This is a genomic window from Lysinibacillus sp. FSL R7-0073, from assembly GCF_038009065.1.
GTDB classification, from domain to species: Bacteria; Bacillota; Bacilli; order Bacillales_A; family Planococcaceae; genus Lysinibacillus; species Lysinibacillus fusiformis.
This window is the reverse complement of sequence record NZ_JBBPAS010000001.1, coordinates 4104405-4124869: the sequence shown is the minus strand read 5'-3', so window position 1 is coordinate 4124869 and position 20465 is coordinate 4104405. Positions and strand designations below refer to the sequence as shown.

General features: G+C 37.1%; 18 protein-coding genes and 1 riboswitch. Of the genes, 12 read left to right on the top strand and 6 right to left on the bottom strand.

Annotation, left to right across the window (positions count from 1 at the left end; genetic code table 11):
* The first annotated feature begins 117 nt into the window (after positions 1–117).
* On the top strand, positions 118–1314 hold the full coding sequence (locus MKY88_RS20795; RefSeq protein WP_328200007.1) for an MFS transporter: 1197 nt from the start codon (positions 118–120) through the stop codon (positions 1312–1314).
* Positions 1315–1390: 76 nt separating this feature from the next.
* Here MKY88_RS20795 and MKY88_RS20790 read toward each other — a convergent pair whose 3' ends face one another.
* Positions 1391–1594, bottom strand: coding sequence for an alpha/beta-type small acid-soluble spore protein (locus MKY88_RS20790; protein WP_008173624.1), 204 nt, complete (start codon positions 1592–1594; stop codon positions 1391–1393).
* Positions 1595–1781: 187 nt separating this feature from the next.
* Between MKY88_RS20790 and MKY88_RS20785 the strand changes: the two genes are divergently transcribed.
* The 6 genes from MKY88_RS20785 to MKY88_RS20760 all read left to right on the top strand — a co-directional run bounded on the left by MKY88_RS20785 (position 1782) and on the right by MKY88_RS20760 (position 7816).
* On the top strand, positions 1782–2276 hold the full coding sequence (locus MKY88_RS20785) for a YehS family protein (protein WP_340814598.1): 495 nt from the start codon (positions 1782–1784) through the stop codon (positions 2274–2276).
* A 147-nt stretch (positions 2277–2423) separates the two neighbouring features.
* Positions 2424–2618, top strand: coding sequence for a hypothetical protein (locus tag MKY88_RS20780; RefSeq protein ID WP_069482711.1), 195 nt, complete (start codon positions 2424–2426; stop codon positions 2616–2618).
* A gap of 175 nt (positions 2619–2793) precedes the next feature.
* Positions 2794–2879, top strand: a riboswitch (cyclic di-GMP riboswitch).
* 106 nt (positions 2880–2985) lie between these two features.
* On the top strand, positions 2986–4725 hold the full coding sequence (locus tag MKY88_RS20775; protein WP_340814597.1) for a methyl-accepting chemotaxis protein: 1740 nt from the start codon (positions 2986–2988) through the stop codon (positions 4723–4725).
* Between the two features lies 1 nt (position 4726).
* Positions 4727–5479 (top strand): SDR family NAD(P)-dependent oxidoreductase, encoded by a 753-nt coding sequence (locus tag MKY88_RS20770; RefSeq protein WP_069482709.1) that lies wholly within the window; start codon positions 4727–4729, stop codon positions 5477–5479.
* 21 nt (positions 5480–5500) lie between these two features.
* Positions 5501–6991 (top strand): sodium:solute symporter family protein, encoded by a 1491-nt coding sequence (locus tag MKY88_RS20765; RefSeq protein WP_340814595.1) that lies wholly within the window; start codon positions 5501–5503, stop codon positions 6989–6991.
* A 144-nt stretch (positions 6992–7135) separates the two neighbouring features.
* Positions 7136–7816 carry a hypothetical protein gene (locus MKY88_RS20760; RefSeq protein ID WP_328200015.1) on the top strand — a complete coding sequence of 227 codons (681 nt, stop codon included), beginning with the start codon at positions 7136–7138 and terminating at the stop codon, positions 7814–7816.
* A gap of 62 nt (positions 7817–7878) precedes the next feature.
* Here the strand turns inward: MKY88_RS20760 and MKY88_RS20755 are convergent, their stop codons facing one another.
* Both MKY88_RS20755 and MKY88_RS20750 read right to left on the bottom strand, forming a co-directional pair.
* A complete protein-coding gene (locus MKY88_RS20755; RefSeq protein WP_328200017.1) occupies positions 7879–9573 on the bottom strand; it encodes a methyl-accepting chemotaxis protein in 1695 nt (564 codons plus the stop codon).
* Between the two features lie 261 nt (positions 9574–9834).
* Entirely contained in the window at positions 9835–10830 is a 996-nt protein-coding gene (locus MKY88_RS20750; RefSeq protein ID WP_069482705.1) for a M23 family metallopeptidase, read from the bottom strand.
* Positions 10831–11045: 215 nt separating this feature from the next.
* Here MKY88_RS20750 and MKY88_RS20745 point away from each other — a divergent pair, with 215 nt between their 5' ends.
* The 3 genes from MKY88_RS20745 to MKY88_RS20735 all read left to right on the top strand — a co-directional run bounded on the left by MKY88_RS20745 (position 11046) and on the right by MKY88_RS20735 (position 15721).
* Positions 11046–12941, top strand: a complete 1896-nt coding sequence (locus tag MKY88_RS20745; protein WP_445669185.1) for a PrkA family serine protein kinase — start codon at positions 11046–11048, stop codon at positions 12939–12941.
* A 173-nt stretch (positions 12942–13114) separates the two neighbouring features.
* Positions 13115–14272 (top strand): sporulation protein YhbH, encoded by a 1158-nt coding sequence (gene yhbH / locus MKY88_RS20740; protein ID WP_069482704.1) that lies wholly within the window; start codon positions 13115–13117, stop codon positions 14270–14272.
* Between the two features lie 45 nt (positions 14273–14317).
* Positions 14318–15721: a SpoVR family protein gene (locus tag MKY88_RS20735; protein ID WP_328200019.1), complete on the top strand. Its 1404-nt coding sequence runs from the start codon at positions 14318–14320 to the stop codon at positions 15719–15721.
* Positions 15722–15774: 53 nt separating this feature from the next.
* On the opposite strand, the gene MKY88_RS20730 is transcribed toward MKY88_RS20735, so the two are convergent.
* Positions 15775–16185 (bottom strand): hypothetical protein, encoded by a 411-nt coding sequence (locus tag MKY88_RS20730; protein ID WP_328200020.1) that lies wholly within the window; start codon positions 16183–16185, stop codon positions 15775–15777.
* Between the two features lie 180 nt (positions 16186–16365).
* Here MKY88_RS20730 and MKY88_RS20725 point away from each other — a divergent pair, with 180 nt between their 5' ends.
* Complete coding sequence (locus MKY88_RS20725; protein ID WP_069482701.1) at positions 16366–17241, top strand: radical SAM/SPASM domain-containing protein; 876 nt, start codon at positions 16366–16368, stop codon at positions 17239–17241.
* Between the two features lie 31 nt (positions 17242–17272).
* Here the strand turns inward: MKY88_RS20725 and MKY88_RS20720 are convergent, their stop codons facing one another.
* Positions 17273–17662, bottom strand: coding sequence for a helix-turn-helix domain-containing protein (locus MKY88_RS20720; protein WP_031416838.1), 390 nt, complete (start codon positions 17660–17662; stop codon positions 17273–17275).
* Between the two features lie 219 nt (positions 17663–17881).
* Between MKY88_RS20720 and MKY88_RS20715 the strand changes: the two genes are divergently transcribed.
* Positions 17882–18550 carry a hypothetical protein gene (locus MKY88_RS20715; protein WP_328200021.1) on the top strand — a complete coding sequence of 223 codons (669 nt, stop codon included), beginning with the start codon at positions 17882–17884 and terminating at the stop codon, positions 18548–18550.
* A gap of 49 nt (positions 18551–18599) precedes the next feature.
* Here the strand turns inward: MKY88_RS20715 and MKY88_RS20710 are convergent, their stop codons facing one another.
* Complete coding sequence (locus tag MKY88_RS20710; RefSeq protein WP_328200024.1) at positions 18600–20270, bottom strand: ribonuclease J; 1671 nt, start codon at positions 20268–20270, stop codon at positions 18600–18602.
* Between the last annotated feature and the right edge of the window lie 195 nt (positions 20271–20465).

The window sequence follows — 20465 nt, the reverse complement described above, 5'->3', positions numbered from 1 at the left end:
TACACCTCTTTTAAAGGAAGTCCCGTGAGGCTTCAAAAGAGAATGGACAGGACAGCTTTAATCCATTCACTCGAACGCTAAAAGAGAGAGATAACAAAAATCTGGAGGTTAGAAAGAATGGATTATCGAAAAAAAACCGTGGTCGCTTCAGTGGCCGGGTTAACGCTAGAAGGAATGGACATTATGTTTATTTCTTTTGCAATGACAATGATTATTGCAGAATTTAACATTGATCTGGCAACGGGTGGATTAATTTCATCCATCACGAATATCGGTATGCTCTTAGGTGGGATTATTTTTGGTGTGCTTGCAGATAAGTATGGTCGGGTAAAAGTATTCACATATACTATCATATTGTTTGCAATCGGTACTGCCCTAACAGGAGTAGCAACAAGTATTGAACAAGTTTATGTATATAGATTTATCGCTGGACTAGGTGCTGGTGGGGAGTACGGTATCGGAATGGCGCTTGTCGCTGAGGCTTGGCCAAAAAATAAACAAGGAAGAGCATCTTCATATGTGAGTGTAGGGGCACAATACGGGGTCATATTAGCAGCTTTATTAAGCGCCGTTATTTTACCGACATTAGGATGGAGAGCACTGTTCTTTGTTGGCGTATTACCAGTGATCTTTGCCTTTATCGTACGAAAAAATCTTCATGAATCACCAGAATGGCTGGCGTCACAAAACAATCAAAGTAATAAGGAGAAAAAAGGGAAATTGGCACAGCTATTTGCAACACCTCGTGTCACTATGACGACCCTAACCTTAATATTAATGGCAACTGTTCAAATTGCAGGCTATAATGGCCTGATGATCTGGCTCCCATCCATGCTCCAAAAATCGCAAGGTTTATCTGTTTCAAGCTCAGCATTGTGGACAATTAGTACTGCAGTCGGCATGATTATCGGCATGCTCGCTTTCGGAAGATTTATGGATCGTTTTGGTGCGAAACGTGCATTTGGTATCTTTTTATTGGCCTCTGCATGTGCCGTATTTCTATACTCCTTTGCGACAGGAGCTGTAGCTATATTAATAGGTGGTGCAATTGTAGGATTCTTCTCTAATGGGATGTTTGCTGGCTACGGTGCATTAATTAGTAGCTTCTATCCAGTGCAAATTCGTAGTACAGCAACAAATACAATTTTTAACTTTGGTCGAGCAATAGGAGGATTCTCACCAATATTTGTCGGCTATATTTTACAAAGCTATGATATGACAGTCGTTATGATTTACTTAGCAGCGCTATATGGCATTTCCTTTATGGTCATGCTAACGCTAAAAGGCTCGACTGAGGACTTGCAAACAGCTTAATCCTAACCATTACAAAAGAACGAATTCCACTTCTTCAAAAGGAGAGGGATTCGTTCTTTTCTTGTTAGTTTTTTTATTATAATAAACCTTTTGAACGTTTCTCAGCGATTTCCACGAGGCGTTTTGTAATTTCTCCTCCAACGGAACCATTAGCGCGAGAAGATGCTTCTGGCCCAAGCTGAACGCCAAACTCTTGTGCAATTTCATATTTCATTTGATTCACGGCTTCTTGTACACCAGGTACTAGAAGTTTATTTGAGCTACGATTATTATTAGCCATTATTCTCACCTCCTTGCATATAGAATGGTTGCCTACAAACTTTTCATACATTTTAAAAGAAGGAAACGCACACGCTAATTGCTAACAGCAACAACTTGTGGAAATCAAGCTAAAATGAGCAAACTGTCTGTTATAATAAAGCCTGGCTCTTTGCTAAAGAAGGTTGATTAAAAGGAGGAATTTATCAATGACGAATAATGATATTCTCATTCGTTTACGCTACGCGTTAGATATAAAAAATGCAGATATGGTGGAAATATTTAAGCTAGGTGGCATGGCTTATACGAAGGAAGAAATATTAAACATGCTTCTTAAGGTTAATGATGAGGAAGAAGCACCAGAAGAATACATCAAATGTAATAATAAAATGGTAGAAGCCTTTTTGAATGGATTCATTACTTTTAAACGAGGTCCTCAAAAGCCAAAGGAAGGACAGCCAGAAGGTCCATTACCTGTCTCGGGGAAAGAAAGCCCAAATAATATGCTTTTAAAGAAAGTGAAAATTGCCTTAGCTTTAACAACGGAGGACATGCTTGAAATATTATATGATGGAGGGATTAAAGTAACAAAAGGTGAATTAGGTGCGATTTTAAGAAACCCAAGTCATCGTAATTATAAAGAATGTGGCGATTCATTTGTTCGTAATTTCTTAAGAGGCCTAACATATAAATATAGAGAATAATGCGCTAATATAGCGAGAATCAATCATAAAGTACCATTTTTTTCTTTTAAATTAGTTGACATTTTGTGACGGAATTGTGTACAATCAAATTATCACAAAATGTTCACAAAAAAGATGAAAAATGTTCACAAACAAAGGGGTGCTTGTATGATTTATTTTGACATCTTATTAGTAGCTATTGCATGTGTTACAATGCCTTTTATTGTTGCGGTTATGTTAGATATTTTTTATGCAGAACGAAAAAAAGTTCGCTTTTCATTAAGACGTACTTCATTATGGTATATGGCTATGTTTACTCTTTCCTTTATACCATCCGTATTACTGATTACACAAAACGTATGAATTATTCAAACACTTAGGGGTAAGTGGAAAATATGCAGCTGTGACATGAATACATGTTGTAGCTGTTTTTATTTTGCCCAATAAATTTGAATAACAAGTAATGAAGTAGTATAAAATATGTATATTTTATATTGGTAGCATTGACTACTTTTTCCCATTGTGTTAATTTTGGGAGGGAAAAGATAGGCAAATTTACTAAAAAGTAAAGATGCAAAGCTACAGGTCTAAGGGAATAATTACTTAGATGGCTAGGTTGCAAAAGAGTGCTAGTTTTATCCATTAAATTCTAGTTTTAGTTCTTTTTATGCCTATTTCTTTCGGAATAGGCTTTTTATTTGCAAAAAAACGTATAAGGAGGAAAAAAGTCATGAAGTTATGGAAAAACATCTCATTAAAAAACAAACTTTTACTGACGGTTTCCATTGTTGTGTTATTGCTTATAGCCGTCATCACTACTCAAAGTATTAAAGAATTAAACAATCGAATGACTGTTGATTTGGAACAAGAATTAAAAAGCGTTGGTTTGTTAACAGCAATGAATTTAGATAGTAATGAAGTGAAGGATTTATTGTCTGAAAAAGGAGAAACGAACGCCAAATTTACGAAGATACAAAAACAACTCGATATGATTCAAGAACAACAAGGTATTATGAGTTGGAGTTATATTTGGGATGTACAGGATGAAGGTGGGGTCAATCCGATTGGCTATACATCTAATTTGAATGAGGTCTATGAAGCAGGAGAAATTTTTACCGATTTAGCGAATGAGCATGTTGAAACAGCAAAATTAGCTATTCAAAATAATAGTACTGAAGTAACAGATATATTCGAGGATCCTTTTGGTTCCTGGAGAACAGTTTTCAGCCCCATTCACGATGATAATGGTCAATTGATAGCGCTATTAGGAATTGATTATTCTGCGGACTATATCAATACCATTATTAAAGCAAGTGTTATTAAGCAAATTGTCATTGCAATTATCGGAATTTTAATTTTATTAGTCTTAGTTTACATAATTATAGATCGTTTATTAAAGCCACTTCAAAAAGTTGTAAATGTAGCAAACCAAGTAGCAAATGGGGAGCTAATAAATGTTGATTTAGATATTACTAAAGATGAAATCGGCAATTTATCAGCATCTATTCAAACAATGGTTGCTAATTTACAACATATTATTTTAAACATCAGAAATACTTCGAATCACGTTTCTTCAGCAGCGACTCAATTAACGGTCAACGCTGGTGAGACATATAACAGCTCTACTAATATTGCCAATGATGTGAAGCAAATTACCCAAAATGCAGAAGCTTCTATGACAATGACAGAGGAAACAGCAGCTGCTATGGAGGAGACTGCAACTGGTATCCAACAAATTGCTGACTCGGCTAATACAGCGGCAGAATCTTCTATTTCAGCATCACAAGCATCTGAACGAGGCAATCAAGTTGTGCATCAAGTCATTGCACAAATGGAATTAATCAATGAATCAGTTGAGCAAATTGGCACAACGATTAACGGCTTACATGTTAATACTAAAAAAATTAGTGACATTGTCAGCTTAATTACGGCTATTGCAGACCAAACAAATCTTTTAGCATTGAACGCAGCCATTGAAGCGGCACGAGCAGGAGAACATGGGAAGGGCTTCGCTGTTGTAGCTGATGAGGTAAGACGACTAGCTGAGCAATCCTCACAGTCAGCAACTGAAATTTATAATTTAATTAGTTCGATTCAGTCAGATTCTAATGCCTCTCTTACTGTTATGGAAAAAGGAAAAGAAGATGTAAAAGTAGGTATGACATTTACTAATGAGGTGGGAGAGATCTTTAAGGAAATTCTTACTTCCTCTGAAGAAGTGGCAAATCAAATACGTGAAATTTCGGCAGCCTCTCAGCAAATCTCTGCCTCCTCGGAGGAAGTGGCTGCATCTGTTAATAACATTAAACAATCTGCAGAATTATCGGCTGATTTTTCTTCTAATGTTTCCAAATCTACACAAGAGCAGTTAACGACAATGCAGGAAGTGAAAGATGCTTCCTCAGCTCTTGGACAAACAGCAGAAGAGCTTCAAGCACTTGTGACAAAATTCAAATTGGAGAATGATTAAGATGAATATTAATTTTACAGGGAAAAATGTTTTAATTACTGGCTCTAGTAAAGGGATCGGCAAAGCCATTGCATTAGGCTTTGCCCAACATGGGGCTAATATTTTAATCAATTATATTGGGGATGAGCATGAGGCAGAGGCAGTTCGTATGGAAGCTGAAAAGTTTGGTGTTAAAGCGTTGACCTTCCATGCAGATGTTTCTAAATCTCAGGAAGTGCAAGACATGTATCAATATATGGACAAGCATTTTGGAGAAATTGATATTCTTGTGAATAATGCTGGGTTTGCACAGGCATCAAGCATTACTGATTTGACGGATGAGCAATGGGACAAAATGATTAAGGTTCATTTATATGGATGCTTCTATAATTGCCGTGAAGCTGCTAAAAGAATGAAAGAACGCGATACAGGGAAAATCATTAATATTTCTTCTGATATAGGGAGCTTAGGCTGTGAAGAGTTTACGCATTATTCTGCCGCTAAAGGTGCTATTAATGCCTTTACAAAAGCTTTAGCTAGAGAATTAGCACCGTCGATACTTGTCAATGCAGTAGCTCCAAGTGGTACCTTTACGGACATTTTAAAAGAGTTTGGAGACAACTATGTGGAGGAAGAATCGGCAAAATACCCATTAAAACGTTTAGCACAGCCAGAAGAAATAGCCAAAAGTGTGTTATTTTTAGCCTCTCAGCATGCTAATTTCTATACAGGTCAAATATTAACACCTAATGGTGGCGTTGTAATGAACGGATAATGGAAACTAAGGAGTACGAGCATGTTAAATATAATCATCTTTAGCTTATACTTACTATTTATTTATTATATTGGCTATAAAGGGTACAAGCGTGTCAACACCGCAGAGGATTTAATTGTTGCTGGATGGAGTATGCCTCTCTCTGTTGTCACAGGAAGTTTAGTCGCGGCTTTATTAGCTGCTCCATTCTTTTTTGCAGCAGTTGGCTCAGGCTATACGAGTGGAGGCTTTGAAGGTTCAGCAACAATGGGTGGCTTAGGAACTTGTATGATTCTTGGTGCAATCATTTGGACAAAACCACTACGTCGTTTAAAGGGCTGGACATTAGCAGATTACTATGGCTTACGCTATGGTAGTAAAAAACTAGGCGCCTATACAGGTATCGTAATGGCCATTGCCTTTGGTGTGTTTAATGCGGCAGCATTAACAGTCGGTGGTACATATATTATTCAGCAGCTATTACAAATTGACTTCATTCCTGCAGCACTTCTATTTGTATCGTTAACAGCCATCTATTCGGTTATAGGTGGTTTATGGGCAGTCGCTTATACAGAAATTGTACAGGGTGCACTTGCCGTAGCAGGGATTCTAGGAATTACTATCTTTATTTTATTTTACTATCCAGACGTGACCTTTAACCCTGAGTGGTGGAATATTCATACATTGTTTGAGAAGGCAGGAGCCGAGTTTTGGACGCTATATCTTGTCTTAGCACTTGGGGACATTCCGGCTGTTGACCTTGGTCAAAGGGTAGCAGCGGCGAAAAGTCCAAGAGTAGCTCAGCGCAGTATGATCATTGCGGGAACTATAGTTATTGCTATCAGCTGGATTCCAGGAATGTTAGGTGAAGCTTTCAAATCTATTTATCCTAATAGTACTAACCCAGAAACATTGATGCTTACCTTTGCACAAGGTTATTTCCCACCGCTTTTGGCAGCAATTTTTTTAACAGCCATGGCAGCTATGGGGATGTCTACGGTAGCCGCATGCTATGTAGCGACTTCGGGAATTGTCACAAAGAACATTTATTTAGATTTTATTAATCGTAACCCTGATCCTAAAAAGCTGCTAAGATTTTCACGCTCTGTCATTCTATCAAGTGCTTTACTAGGGCTAGTGTTAGCGGTAAGCTTTCAAAAGGTTATTGATTTAGCGTATTTAGCATGGGATGTTATTTTTGTAACGATATTCTGGCCAATCGTTTTAGGACCATTTTGGAAACGTGTGAGTACACCTGCCGTATGGGCAAGTATTTCCGTTGGCCTAATCTATTACATTGTTACTTCATTGACATTTGTGCCTAGTTTGACCATTCAATCAGAAGGATTCATTGGTCTATTAAATGAATTATGGCAGGCACCTGTATTTTCGGGCGTTGTTATAACGGGGATTACTATTGTAGTCGTAAGCCTACTAGTGCCACCATCACAGCATGTCCTTGAGATGCACAAAATAGAAAAAGATAAAACACTAGACGACGTAAGCAGTAAAGAAGAATTAGTCGGTCGCTAATAGAGAACATGAGATCCTTGTACATTCATCGATCTCATGTTTTTTTATGATGAAGAAATAAGTATGAAAAGATAGATTCATGAATAGATTGCTAGTACATTAAACTATTTCTCTAGCGATTATCTTCATAAAGGCGGGATATACTTGATAATTATTTTCTTCATTTTATTAGGGATCATCTATCTTTTTCTAGCAAATGCGATTGAACTAGCTGTTATTAAGCAGCTCTTTTTTTTAATCGGTTTAGCTTTAGTGAGTATAGGAATTATTCGGTATATAAAAGAGCGTTATGTGGAATCACAAAAGTATGCACAAATGAAGGAAGCTAGTGAGGAGGAGATGAAGGCGATCCCTCACACTCAATGCCTATTATCAGAGGACGCTTTAAAGGGGTTATTGTTAAACGAACATACAAATATGCTCATCTTCGCTCAAAGGGAAGAATTAGAGGATGAACTTAAAATAATAGAAATTCCGTTTAGTAAAATCTATGAAGTAGCTATGATGGAGGATGAAATGTTCGTCCTCCGAACTAAAAATTACTTAATGAGCAGCTCGTTGTTAGGGGAAGAGGAAGATTTAGCAGAAGAAGAGGAAGATGATGAGGATGATACTGTTTCACAACTATCATTAAAGTTTGTAGTCGATCATTTATCAGAGCCTATTTTAGAGTATATATTTATGGATCAGGGTGAACATCCTATAGCGAGAGATGAGGAAGAATATGAAGAAGCAATGGAATTATGTGAGAAATGGTTTCAAAAGATAAGTGTCATTATTAAGCGCCATGAGCTGGAAAGAGTTCCAATTAGACATTGGCAATAATGAAAACAAAAAAAGCTATCTCAAATCTAGAAAAAATTGAGATAGCTTTTAACATCGTTCTTTTAAATTTTAAACTGTTTTAATTGGCCATTTAATTCCTCGGCTAATCCAGCGAGCTGATTAGCGCTTCGAGCTATTTCATCCATAGTAGCGGCCGTTTCCTCCACAGTCGCTGTCGTTTGCTCAACTCCAGCAGCGGATTCCTGTGAAATGGAGGCCATCTCATCAATAGAAGCATTGATCGATTCTGAACCATCAGCTAGTTGATTTAAATTATCCGAGATAGTTGTAATATTATCAATCATATCCTCTACAGCACTAGATATTTGTTCAAATGTTTCACTTGTTTGATCAAGCTGTGCTGTTCCTCTTTTGACTTCCTCATAGCCTGTTTGTAAGGCAGTAGTGACAGTACCTGTCTCACCTTGAATACGGTTGACGATTGTTGAAATATCAGTTACTGAGAATTGTACTTGTTCGGCAAGCTTGCGGACCTCATCTGCTACAACGGCGAAGCCCTTCCCATGTTCACCTGCTCGTGCTGCTTCAATAGCTGCATTTAAAGCGAGTAAATTGGTTTGGCTGGAAATATCATCTATCACAGAAACCAGTTTGGAGATTTCAGCAGACTGATCATTCAAATTTTCCACCTTTTTCACGGAATCTAACATTATTTCATTAATAGCGGCCATTTGTTGTGTAGATTGAATCATTAAGTTTTTGCCACTAATCGTTAAATCTTGAACCTGGCTAGAATGCTCTTTTAGCTCGGTACCTTCTTGTGTTGTTTCTTGAATACTACGTTTGAACGCTGTCATCGTTTCTGCTAAATCACCTGTTGTAGAGGCTTGCGTTTCTGTGCCAGAAGCTAGCTCCTGCATAGTCACTGTAATTTGTTCAGTACCTGCCTGTACTTCATTGGAAGATTGCGCTAGCTCCTCGCTACTTGCTGCTACCGTTTCAGAAACCGTATAGATGGATTGAATGGTTTGCTTTAATTGAACATTCATCTCGTTTGCTGAAGACATTAACGTTCCAATTTCATCTCGTGTTTTTACAGTTAATGGATCTAGCTGTAAATTACCATCTGCTAGTTCCTTCATACGATTTGCTACTACCTTAATGGGCTTAGAAATCGTACTAGCTGTAACAATGGCGATTAGAATACCAATAATCGTTAAGATAGAGCTGAAAATAATACCGATCGTACGATTGGTAGAGCTCGTTGTTATAACATCATTACCAACAGCTGTAATAGCTTTTTCACGGTCATTAGCGAGCTGTTCATAGCCATTACGTACGCTCGACACGAGATTTTGTGTATCCATTAAATTTTCTAAAGCTAGTTCCTTATTGCCCTGTTGATAGACATCGAATACTTCTGTCTTCACAATTTGGCTCCAATCACGTGCAAGTTCTACAGTTTTAGTGCGTTCCTCAGATGTATCATATTTGTCTAGAAGCGCATTATTATCCTCAGCTATTTGACGATACTCATTAAACGTTTCCTTATATTTTTCATCGCCGGTTAACACATAGTTTAAGGCTGCTGACAATCGGACACTCATAGAGAGTGCTAAATTGTTACTTGCATTGAGTACTACTAAATCTTCCTTTACTAAAGCCTTTGCTTGTTTCTCCATAGCTGTATTGGAAGTGTAAGTGTAAGCTGTAAAGCTAACGACTAAAACTAACAAAAGTATAAATGCACTTAAAATTTTTGCTTTAAGTGTTTTAAACTGATAAATGCCTTTCATTTCCCCATCCCTTTACCTAACTCCATATAGAGTATTTTGAATAACAACTTTTATTTTATAACTATTTAGATAGATTAATAAGCCATTTGGTAAAAATAATTAAAAATAGTTTTTTAGTTCAACAGTATAATTATTTTTCTTTTACGAATAGTAAAATATGTACAGCTGATAGACGGTTGATTAACATAATTATGTGAAATTTCCTAATTGCAAAGAAAAAACACCTGAAGCGAAATGCCTCAAGTGTCTTGAATCATATATTTATTGTTTTTTACTTTTTGCCTGCCGCTCCCACTGTAGTAAAGAAGGATAAGGATCAAATGCCCATTCAGTTCTTCCATTAAATTTGTAGATGCCATAATGAAGATGAGGTGGGAATTTTCCAGATGTACCTTCTTTGCCATAACCAGAGCTTCCAACATAGCCGAGCACAGTGCCGGGCTCCACAATTGTGCCTACTTCAATGTCCTTATGATAACTTCCAAGGTGGGCATAATAGTGATAGGAGTTATGATTATCACGAATGCCGATACGCCAGCCGCCAAATTGGTTCCAACCTTTTACTTCGACAACCCCATAGGAGGTAGATAATACAGGTGTTCCATAATTGGCAAAAATATCAGTTCCCTCATGTATACGACGTCCACCCCAACCTCTATTGGCGCCCCATGTTCCTCGATAGCTGTAAGTAGAGCGGATATTAAGTGGGAAGGTATGTGCATCAAGCTCGATGGTTTTATAATGTCTGTATAAAGTAGAAATGGTAAAAATTTGATTAACTGCTTCTTCGCTGCCATAGTACTCCCATAAGGCTAATTTAAAATCCTCATCAGTTGTTCCATACTTAGCTAAGAAACTTGCCATTGAGAAGATGACATCCTCATCGTCCTTAGGGCTAGCAATTCCATCATTATTTCCGTCTAGGCCCATTCCTCCAAAATAGCTAATTGTTTCGGGTTTGCTGTCTTCCTTTACAGGATTTAATGCGCCAGACCAATATTCATCAGAAAATTGAATGGACAAATAGCCATCTCGCTTAGGGATATCTTTTCGAACGGATTGTAAATTTCTCTCATATTGATCAATAGCAGCTAAAAAATGCCAAGGGATGAGCAATTCATCAAATTGTACATAATAAGACATACGCTGCTGCATAATTTCTTCTTCCGTTGCTTCCTCCTTTGCAAACGAGGCAGTCGGGTAGAGTGTAATTCCTAAAAGTATGAATGTTAAAAACAACTTAAAATGATGATGCAATGATAGACCTCCTTTCTAAAGTTTAGAATAACCGAAATTTTTATCTTCATTCCAGAAAGCTTTTTCCTTACGATTTAGACAATGTTTTCCCGGTTTTTTTGGCAATAAAAAAAACCATAATAAGAAGAAACTTCACTAAAGAAAAAGTAATCGGTATCATCATGTCATTTACTTCATACTATGTTATAAATCAAGCCCTGAATGGAGGGAAGGCTATTAACATTTTAGATAAAGTGAAAAGCTATCGCGAAGAAGAAAATAGGCTGAAGTGGGAAGGTACATTTGCAGAGTATTTAAACATTATTAGGGAAAGACCTGAAGTTGCTCAAACAGCCCATTCACGCGTCTACAATATGATAAAAAGTGCTGGTGTAGAGGAACGCGATGGGCAAAAAATGTACAAATTTTTCGGACATGAAATTTTTGGGCTTGAAACAGCAATAGAAAGACTGGTGGAGGAATATTTCCATCCAGCAGCACGCAGGCTAGATGTTAGAAAGCGTATTTTATTATTAATGGGACCAGTTAGTGGTGGTAAATCAACAATTGTTACTTTATTGAAACGCGGGTTAGAGCAATATTCTCGTACAGACGAGGGTGCGGTCTACGCAATTAAGGGATGTCCAATGCATGAGGACCCATTGCACTTAATTCCACATCATTTGTGTAATGATTTCTTTGAGGAGTATGGCATAAGAATTGAAGGAAGTTTATCGCCTTTAAATACGATGCGTCTTGAAAAGGAATACGAAGGACGTATTGAAAACGTGATGATTGAACGAATTTCTTTTTCTGAAGATAAACGCGTAGGGATAGGAACATTTACACCTTCTGATCCGAAATCCCAGGATATTGCCGATTTAACAGGAAGTATTGATTTCTCCACAATCGGCGAATTTGGTTCTGAATCAGATCCCCGTGCATATCGCTTTGATGGGGAGCTCAATAAAGCTAATCGTGGAATGATGGAGTTCCAAGAGATGCTGAAGCTGGATGAAAAATTCTTGTGGAATTTATTATCTTTAACGCAAGAGGGCAATTTCAAAGCAGGAAGATTTGCATTAATTAGTGCGGATGAGTTAATTGTAGCTCATACAAACGAAACCGAATATCGATCCTTTATTTCTAATAAAAAGAATGAGGCATTACATTCCCGTATTATTGTTATGCCTATCCCTTATAACCTAAAGATGAGTCAGGAAGAGCATATTTATGAAAAGATGATTAAAGAGAGTGATATGTCCCATGTTCATATTGCGCCGCATGCTTTAAAGGCCGCAGCAATCTTTTCGGTTCTTACAAGATTGGAGGTTCCGAAAAAACAAGGTGTGGATCTGATTAAGAAAATGCGCTTGTACGACGGAGAAAATGTGGAGGGATTTAATTCCGTTGACTTAGAGGAACTGAAAAAGGAGTTTCCTAATGAAGGCATGAACGGTATTGATCCGCGCTATATTATTAATCGTATTTCATCGGCAATTATCCGCAAAGAGGTGCCATCTATTAATGCATTAGATGTTTTACGAGCTTTGAAGGATGGATTGGATCAGCATGCTTCCATTTCTCAAGAGGATCGTGAGAAATACATGAACTATATTGCGGTTGCCCGCAGAGAGTATGATGAAATTGCGAAGAATGAAGTACAGAAGGCTTTTGTGTACTCCTATGAAGAATCAGCGAAAACATTGATGAACAATTACCTTGATAATGTAGAGGCGTTTTGTAATAAAAATAAATTATTTGATCCGCTTACTGGGGAGGAAATGAACCCAGACGAAAAATTAATGCGTTCGATTGAAGAGCAAATTGGCATTTCAGAAAATGCTAAGAAGGCATTTCGTGAGGAGATACTCATTCGTATTTCTGCCTATGCACGAAAAGGAAAACGTTTTGACTATAACTCTCACGAAAGATTGCGAGAAGCCATTCAGAAGAAATTATTTGCCGATTTGAAAGATGTAGTGAAAATTACAACTTCATCAAAAATGCCGGATGAATCGCAACTCAAGAAGATTAATGAGGTAGTCGCAAGACTTGTTGATGAGCATGGCTATAATACAACATCTGCTAACGAGTTGCTGCAATATGTAGGAAGCCTGTTGAATCGATAAACAATTATTATTGTTCCAAGTCAGATAGGAGTGTCCCAATTAGGGCACTCCTTTTACTATCAAAATGAAGGGTTTTTAGGGAATGAATTATTGAATTTATAAAAAACGTTCAAGAAAGTGCTTCTCAAGCATAGTATAGAAAAAGCGAATTTGATAGATGGGTGAGGATAAAAATGACTGAACACGAAAATAAACGCTTTGTTATCTCTCAGGAAAATTGGTCCCTCCATCGTAAAGGACACCAGGACCAACAACGACATATGGAAAAAGTGAAAGATGCGATTAAAAACAATTTACCTGATTTAGTTAGTGAAGAAAGTATTGTGATGTCTAATGGACGCGAGGTTATAAAAATACCTATACGGTCACTTGATGAATTTAAAATTCGATATAACTATGATAACTCTAAGCATGTAGGGCAAGGACAAGGAGATAGCAATATTGGTGATGTAGTGGCACGGGATGGCAGTAAAGCAAACCAAGCACAAGGTAAAGGAAAAGAGGCAGGTGACAAGCCTGGCCAAGATTATTATGAAGCGGAAGTCAGTATTGAGGAAATTCAAAATGTCTTATTCCACGAGTTGGAACTACCTAATTTGCAGCAGAAGGAAAAGGCAGAAATCGTCACTGAAAAAATAGAGTTCAATGATATTCGAAAAAAAGGGTTAATGGGTAATGTGGATAAAAAGCGCACCATTTTAAATGCATTAAAACGCAATGCGATGCACGGTAAAGCTGAAATTACACCTATTCATAATGATGATTTACGTTTTAAAACATGGGATGAAGTGGTAAAGCCAGAGTCGAAAGCGGTAGTGCTTGCCATGATGGATACGAGTGGCTCGATGGGAGCATTTGAAAAGTATTGTGCTCGCAGTTTCTTCTTTTGGATGACAAAATTCTTACGATCCAAATATGAAACGGTTGAAATTGAGTTCATTGCCCATCATACAGAAGCAAAGGTAGTTACAGAAGATGAGTTTTTCACAAAGGGAGAAAGTGGAGGAACTATTTGTTCTTCGGCTTACAAAAAAGCACTGGAATTAATTAAGGAAAAATACTCTCCATCACGCTACAATATTTATCCTGTTCATTTTTCAGATGGTGAAAATATTTCAATGGATAATGAAAAGTGCTTGAAACTAGTGGCTGAATTGATGGATGTATCCAGCATGTTTGGGTATGGAGAAGTCAATCAACATAATCGCTTCTCGACACTTATGTATACCTATAAAAAAATTGATGATCCGAAATTTAGATATCATATTTTGAGAAAAAAAGGCGATGTTTATGATGCTTTAAAGAGCTTTTTTAAGAAAAATGAGGAATGATATGGAAGTTGTATTAGTATCAACGTTCAAGGGAGGGGGCGTAAAATGGACACAAAAGAGCTTCAGAGAGCAATAGATGAAATTACCGAAATTGCCTCAGGTTTTGGCTTAGATTTTTATCCAATGCGCTATGAAATTTGTCCAGCCGATATTATTTATACATTCGGCGCCTATGGAATGCCTACTCGTTTTTCCCATTGGAGTTTTGGAAAACAATTCCATAAAATGAAGCTTCAATATGATTTAGGGCTTAGTCAAATTTATGAGCTCGTTATAAATTCTAACCCATGCTATGCATTTTTACTTGATACGAATACATTAACGCAAAATAAATTGATTATCGCCCATGTTTTAGCACACTGTGACTTCTTTAAGAATAATGTACGTTTTTCCAACACAAGAAGAGATATGGTAGAGAGTATGACAGCGACGGCTGAACGAATTGCCGGCTATGAAAGAGAATACGGTAAGGATGAGGTTGAGCAGTTTTTGGATGCCGTTTTAGCTATTCAGGAACATATTGATCCATCTATTATGAGACCGAAGCTATCTTGGAGTGAGGAAGATGAGCTAGAGGAAGAAAAGGCTCCAATAAAATCACCATATGATGATTTATGGAGCTTAGAAGAAAAAGATAAAGTGTATAAACCAATTAGACGGAGATTAAAGCAGTTCCCGCCAAAACCAGAAAAAGATCTTTTATTATTTTTAGAGGAACATAGCCGCGAGCTGGAAGATTGGCAACGAGATATATTAACAATGATGCGTGAAGAGATGCTCTATTTTTGGCCGCAATTAGAAACGAAAATAATGAATGAGGGCTGGGCATCTTTTTGGCATCAACGAATTATGCGGGAGTTGAACCTAACAACTCCAGAAACTATCGAATATGCCAAGTTAAATGCAGGAGTTGTGCAGCCCTCTAAAACATCCATTAATCCATATTACCTTGGCATTAAAATTTTTGAGGATATAGAAAATCGCTATAACAACCCGACTGATGAGATGAAGCGGTTAGGTGTACAGCCGAACACGGGACGGGAAAAAATATTTGAAGTAAGAGAGATTGAGTCAGATATTTCCTTTATTCGTAATTATTTATCAAAAGACTTAGCGAAGCGTGAGGATTTATATTTATTTCAAAAGAAAGGGAATGAATATCGGATTACCGACAAAGATCATGAGACGGTTCGAGATCAGCTTGTTTCAATGCGGGTTAACGGTGGATTCCCCTATATTTTAGTGAAAAATGGAGATTATTTACGAAATGGAGAGCTCTATTTAATGCATGGCTATGAAGGCATGGAGCTAGATCCTCACTATTTAGAAAATGTGTTACCTTATATATATCAGTTGTGGGGCCGTCCGGTGCATTTAGAGACATATGTGGATGGTAAACCGATGTTGTATTCCTATGATGGGACTAAAAACTATAAACGAAATGTTTAACAAAAAACTTCTATCTGTTGAGCGTGTGAATGAACAGATAGAAGTTTTTAATTCTATTCTTCCGTTAATAAATCATTGTCCTTTTCATGGCTTTTACTATGATTAGATGAGGAATGAATATCGCTATCAGTTACTAAGCTGTCCCGTACCTTTATATCTTGTTGTTCACCAGCTTCGTTGTTATCATTCCCAGCTATACCGCTACGGCGATTACCATCTGTGAACTGAGAATTTACATTGCGTGTGTGACTGCCATGACTAGCATTTTGACCACCTTGATTGGCATTTGTCCCCACATCCTCATTGATTTGTCCTCCGCCTTCTGCGCGTTGCTCAAAATGGAAGTCTGTATTTCCTATATTGAATGTAAAATTGAATGTAATATGGTTTCTAGCATGTTTTTCAGTAGAATCGTTTTCGGGTTCCTCAGGTTCATTAAATTTTCTAGAATTGAAACTTTGCATCGTTTGTCCTCCTTTCGACTATTGATACTAATACTAATAAGATATTACAGTTTTTAAAGTTCATTTGTACGTGTAGCCATAATCACTAGAGAGAAACACTCGAATTTTGCTATCTATCCTATAAATTTGTTAAAATGAATGGGATTTGAATATCTAGTGAACTGGAACGGTGAAGGAAAGTTGAAAACATTTAAAAAGGTTTATATAGAAATAACGAGTGTTTGTAATTTAGCATGTAGTTTTTGTCCACCTACAGCGCGAGCAAAGGGACTCATAAAAGTAGAGCAATTTAATAAAATATTGGACGAAATCCGACCACACACAAAATATATTTATTTGCATGTAAAGGGAGAACCCCTTTTACATCCACGGATTGATCAATTATTGGATGCGGCTCATGCGAAAGGGTTTAAGGTTAATATTACAACGAATGGTACGTTAATTAAGAAAAACCGTGAAAAAATATTAGGAAAACCAGCATTACGTCAAATAAACTTTTCTCTACATAGCTTTGATGGGCATGAAGGTTCGGAAAACAGAGAAAAATATTTAGGGGATATTTTAGACTTTGTACGGGAGTCTAGAGAATACAAAACGATTATTTCCTACCGCTTATGGAATTTACAACAAGACCATGTTTCGGATGTTGCAGCACGTCGCAACCGCGAAACATTAGAAATACTAGAAAATGAGTATAATCTTGATTATCGCATCGAGGAAAAAGTAGAGCCTGGTAAGGGGGTGAAAATCGGCCCGAATATTTATTTGAATCAGGATCATGAATTTAGATGGCCTAGCTTACTGGAGCCAGAAGATGAAGGCAAAGGCTTTTGTCACGCACTTCGTAGTCAGGCTGCGATTCTTGTAGATGGTACCGTAGTACCTTGCTGCTTAGATGGCGAAGGGGTCATTAATTTAGGAAATGTTCATGAAAAATCGTTCTCAGAAATAGTGGACGGGGAACGTGCTAATAATATAATCGATGGCTTTTCAAGAAGAGAGGCTGTTGAAGAGCTTTGTAGAAAATGTGGCTATCGTCAAAAGTTTGGTATGTAATTTTTATATAGGTGAAGAAACAGCTCCAATGTCATTGACCATTGGGGCTGTTTTTCTTTGACTGTGAATCAATCGTATCTAAAAAATCCTTTGTAATACGAACTACATATTTAACTTCGTCTAAATTGCGTTCTCTTAATAATGATCGATGAATGTCTAGCATGAGGTTCTTTTCCTCAATATCAGTAACGCCAGATAATTTTTGAAAATTAAAAAGCTCCTCAGGAGGGATATCTAGTGCCTTCATAAGTGTTTCTAATGTACTTAGGGTTATATTAGATTGTCCGTGCTCAATATTGGAAACTCTCCCTTTACTGAAACCCAATTTCCCAGTTCTTTCGGCCACTTCTTCCTGGCTTAGCCCCTTAGATAATCTAATAATACGGAGTTGTTCACCTACTAGCTTTAAAAAGTCTGACATATGATTCACCTCTATGTTAAAAGCTAGTGAAAAATAGCGGAAATGACTATACTATTATAGTGGTATAATAGAGAAAATGTTACATTAAAATGGTACAATTTTAGAGTAGTCACTTTCCTTAGTCAAATGGCCTAATCGAAGCTATTAGGATTAAATCGAAAGTGAATGTTTATAGGGCAGTTTACAAAGTAGGACGTAAGATTGGAGGATGAAAGCAAGGTGAAATATTTGTTAGAAGAGGTAGCAAAAATTAAAATTGGGAAGGTGGTCACGAGTAAAAAACGTTTTGCTAGGGATGGTATTCCTTATATAACTGAAGAAGCGCTAAAGAAATTATCGATGGAGGATGATACTAGTCATTTGCCAAAGGTTGATAGTACGTTGAAAGAACAATTTTCTTTTTCACTTGTGCCCGCTCAAAGTATCGTTCTAAATAAAATGAATTTAAAGGAAACGTATATATATCAATGTAAAACAGATGTATGTATTAGCCATGATATCATTGCAATCATACCGAATGAATCAATTCTAATCGGTGACTATTTATTTCATTTTATTAAATGGTATCAGAACAATAATGAGAGATGTAATGTCTATAGTTTAATGATTGATTTACCTTCTATAGCCATTCAGCATAAAGTAGTTCAATTATTAAATGCTGTTGAACAATTATTAAAGAATAAGGGTTCATTAATCACTGCAGTTAAGGAACTACCAAAGCATTTTGATAATATTTCCAGACAAGCAAAGCAGCATTCCGACAGCTTACACCAAGGATTTGAGCAATTGAATTATCTCTATACAGCTATGCTAGATTATATTTTTAATGGTGATTTTTTGAATGATTTGCAACAGTATCATATTTTTCAGAGCTTATGTAGCAAATAACATAAAGCAGTCGGTGCGTAGTGGATTTAAAAATCCTCGCACCGACTGCTTAAATTTCAATAATGATAGGTAAAATCATAGGTTTCCGTTTTGTTTGTGTAAATAAATACTGACCTACTGCTTTTTTTATTTCTCGCCTTAAGACATGTATTTGTCTACTTTCTTGCTGCAACTCGATGATTATTTCTTTAGTCAGGACATTCACTTTATTTAATAGCTCCTCGAAATCCTTTGCATACACAAAGCCACGAGAAATAGTATCAGGCTCTGAAATAATAGCACCATCTGCTTTGCTAAGGGTCAAGACAATGACCAACATTCCGTCCTCAGAAAGCTGCTTGCGATCACGCAGAACAATACCTTCTACTTCACCTATGCCGATTCCATCCACATACGTATCCCCAGATGGAACTTTGCGTGTTTGTCTTGCTGTGGCATTTTCAATATCCACAACATCACCATTTTTCATAATAAACGTATTACCCTTTTGAACACCAACAGACTCAGCTAATAATCGGTGCTGATGCAACATACGAAATTCACCATGAATTGGAATAAAAAATTGTGGTTTCATAAATGTCAGCATAAGTTTTAAATCTTCTTGATAGCCATGTCCTGAAACATGCATTCCCGTATGATTGGAAGAACCATATATGACTTTTGCGCCAAGTTGAAATAAATGATCAACAATGCGAGAAACTCCTTTTTCATTGCCTGGAATAGGAGACGCGGCGAGAATAACCAAATCATCAGGTAAAACCTTAACTTCCCGATGGTTACCATTTGCTAAACGAGCGAGTGCTGCTAACGGTTCTCCTTGACTACCTGTGCATAGTACTACTACCTCCTCAGGGGGAAGGTACTTGACTTCACGCGCATCAATTAACAGATCATCAGGAACAAATAAATAACCTCGTTCAATAGCGACATCTACAACATTTACCATACTACGACCTAATAAGGCTAGCTTTCGATTAGCAGCAATGGTTGCATGCACAATTTGTTGAATACGATTCACATTTGAGGCAAAGGTTGAGATGATGATTTTGCGCTCAGCATGGAAAAAGGCCTCATCAATATGATGTCCAACAAGTTGCTCTGAGGGTGTTAAGCCTGGCCGTTCTGCATTCGTACTTTCTGATATTAGAACCAGCACTCCTTTTGACCCGATTTCTGCCATTTTATGAATGTCTGCAAATTGGTTATTTACAGGGGTTAAGTCGAATTTGAAATCGCCCGTATGCACAACATTTCCTTCAGGTGTGGCAAGGACGATTCCTAAGCAATCGGGTATGCTATGGTTAGTTCTAAAGAAGCTTGCACCAATTTCTCCCAAATGGAGTGCTGAATCAGCATGTATTTCAATTAAATCAGTTTCTCTGAGCAGCTTATGTTCTTTTAGCTTCAATTCGATCAGCCCTAAAGTGAAGCGAGTAGCATAAACAGGAACGTTTAATTTTTTTAAGAGATATGGAATACCCCCAATGTGATCTTCATGTCCATGCGTCACAATTAAAGCCTTAACTTTTTCTTTATTTTCAAGCAAATAGGTAATATCAGGGATTATCAAATCAATACCGAGCAACGTTTCATCTGGAAATTTTGCTCCGCAATCAATAAGGATCATATCATCTGCATATTGAACTACATACATATTCTTGCCAATTTCATTAATGCCACCTAAGGCAAAAATGGATAATAACTGTTTCTTTGTGGACAAAATACTCCCTCCTAAAGTTGTAACTCCATCTAATAATTTCTTTAGCCATTGGTAGTATAGCTTTTAGTGTTTCATCCTATACGAAATGGATCATGATGATCTGAAGACTACTATTTGTATTTCATGAAGAATAGAATGGAGGGGACTTAAAATTGGCACGATAGCATCATGCTTCTTTTAAAGTTAAGAAAACAA

What these genes read in the sequence shown, in the direction of transcription:
- MKY88_RS20795 (WP_328200007.1), top strand. Translation starts at nt 118, where the DNA reads ATGGATTATCGAAAAAAAACCGTGGTCGCTTCAGTGGCCGGGTTAACG.
- MKY88_RS20790 (WP_008173624.1), bottom strand. Translation starts at nt 1,594, where the DNA reads ATGGCTAATAATAATCGTAGCTCAAATAAACTTCTAGTACCTGGTGTA.
- MKY88_RS20785 (WP_340814598.1), top strand. Translation starts at nt 1,782, where the DNA reads ATGACGAATAATGATATTCTCATTCGTTTACGCTACGCGTTAGATATA.
- MKY88_RS20780 (WP_069482711.1), top strand. Translation starts at nt 2,424, where the DNA reads ATGATTTATTTTGACATCTTATTAGTAGCTATTGCATGTGTTACAATG.
- MKY88_RS20775 (WP_340814597.1), top strand. Translation starts at nt 2,986, where the DNA reads ATGAAGTTATGGAAAAACATCTCATTAAAAAACAAACTTTTACTGACG.
- MKY88_RS20770 (WP_069482709.1), top strand. Translation starts at nt 4,727, where the DNA reads ATGAATATTAATTTTACAGGGAAAAATGTTTTAATTACTGGCTCTAGT.
- MKY88_RS20765 (WP_340814595.1), top strand. Translation starts at nt 5,501, where the DNA reads ATGTTAAATATAATCATCTTTAGCTTATACTTACTATTTATTTATTAT.
- MKY88_RS20755 (WP_328200017.1), bottom strand. Translation starts at nt 9,573, where the DNA reads ATGAAAGGCATTTATCAGTTTAAAACACTTAAAGCAAAAATTTTAAGT.
- yhbH (WP_069482704.1), top strand. Translation starts at nt 13,115, where the DNA reads ATGACTGAACACGAAAATAAACGCTTTGTTATCTCTCAGGAAAATTGG.
- MKY88_RS20735 (WP_328200019.1), top strand. Translation starts at nt 14,318, where the DNA reads ATGGACACAAAAGAGCTTCAGAGAGCAATAGATGAAATTACCGAAATT.
- MKY88_RS20730 (WP_328200020.1), bottom strand. Translation starts at nt 16,185, where the DNA reads ATGCAAAGTTTCAATTCTAGAAAATTTAATGAACCTGAGGAACCCGAA.
- MKY88_RS20720 (WP_031416838.1), bottom strand. Translation starts at nt 17,662, where the DNA reads ATGTCAGACTTTTTAAAGCTAGTAGGTGAACAACTCCGTATTATTAGA.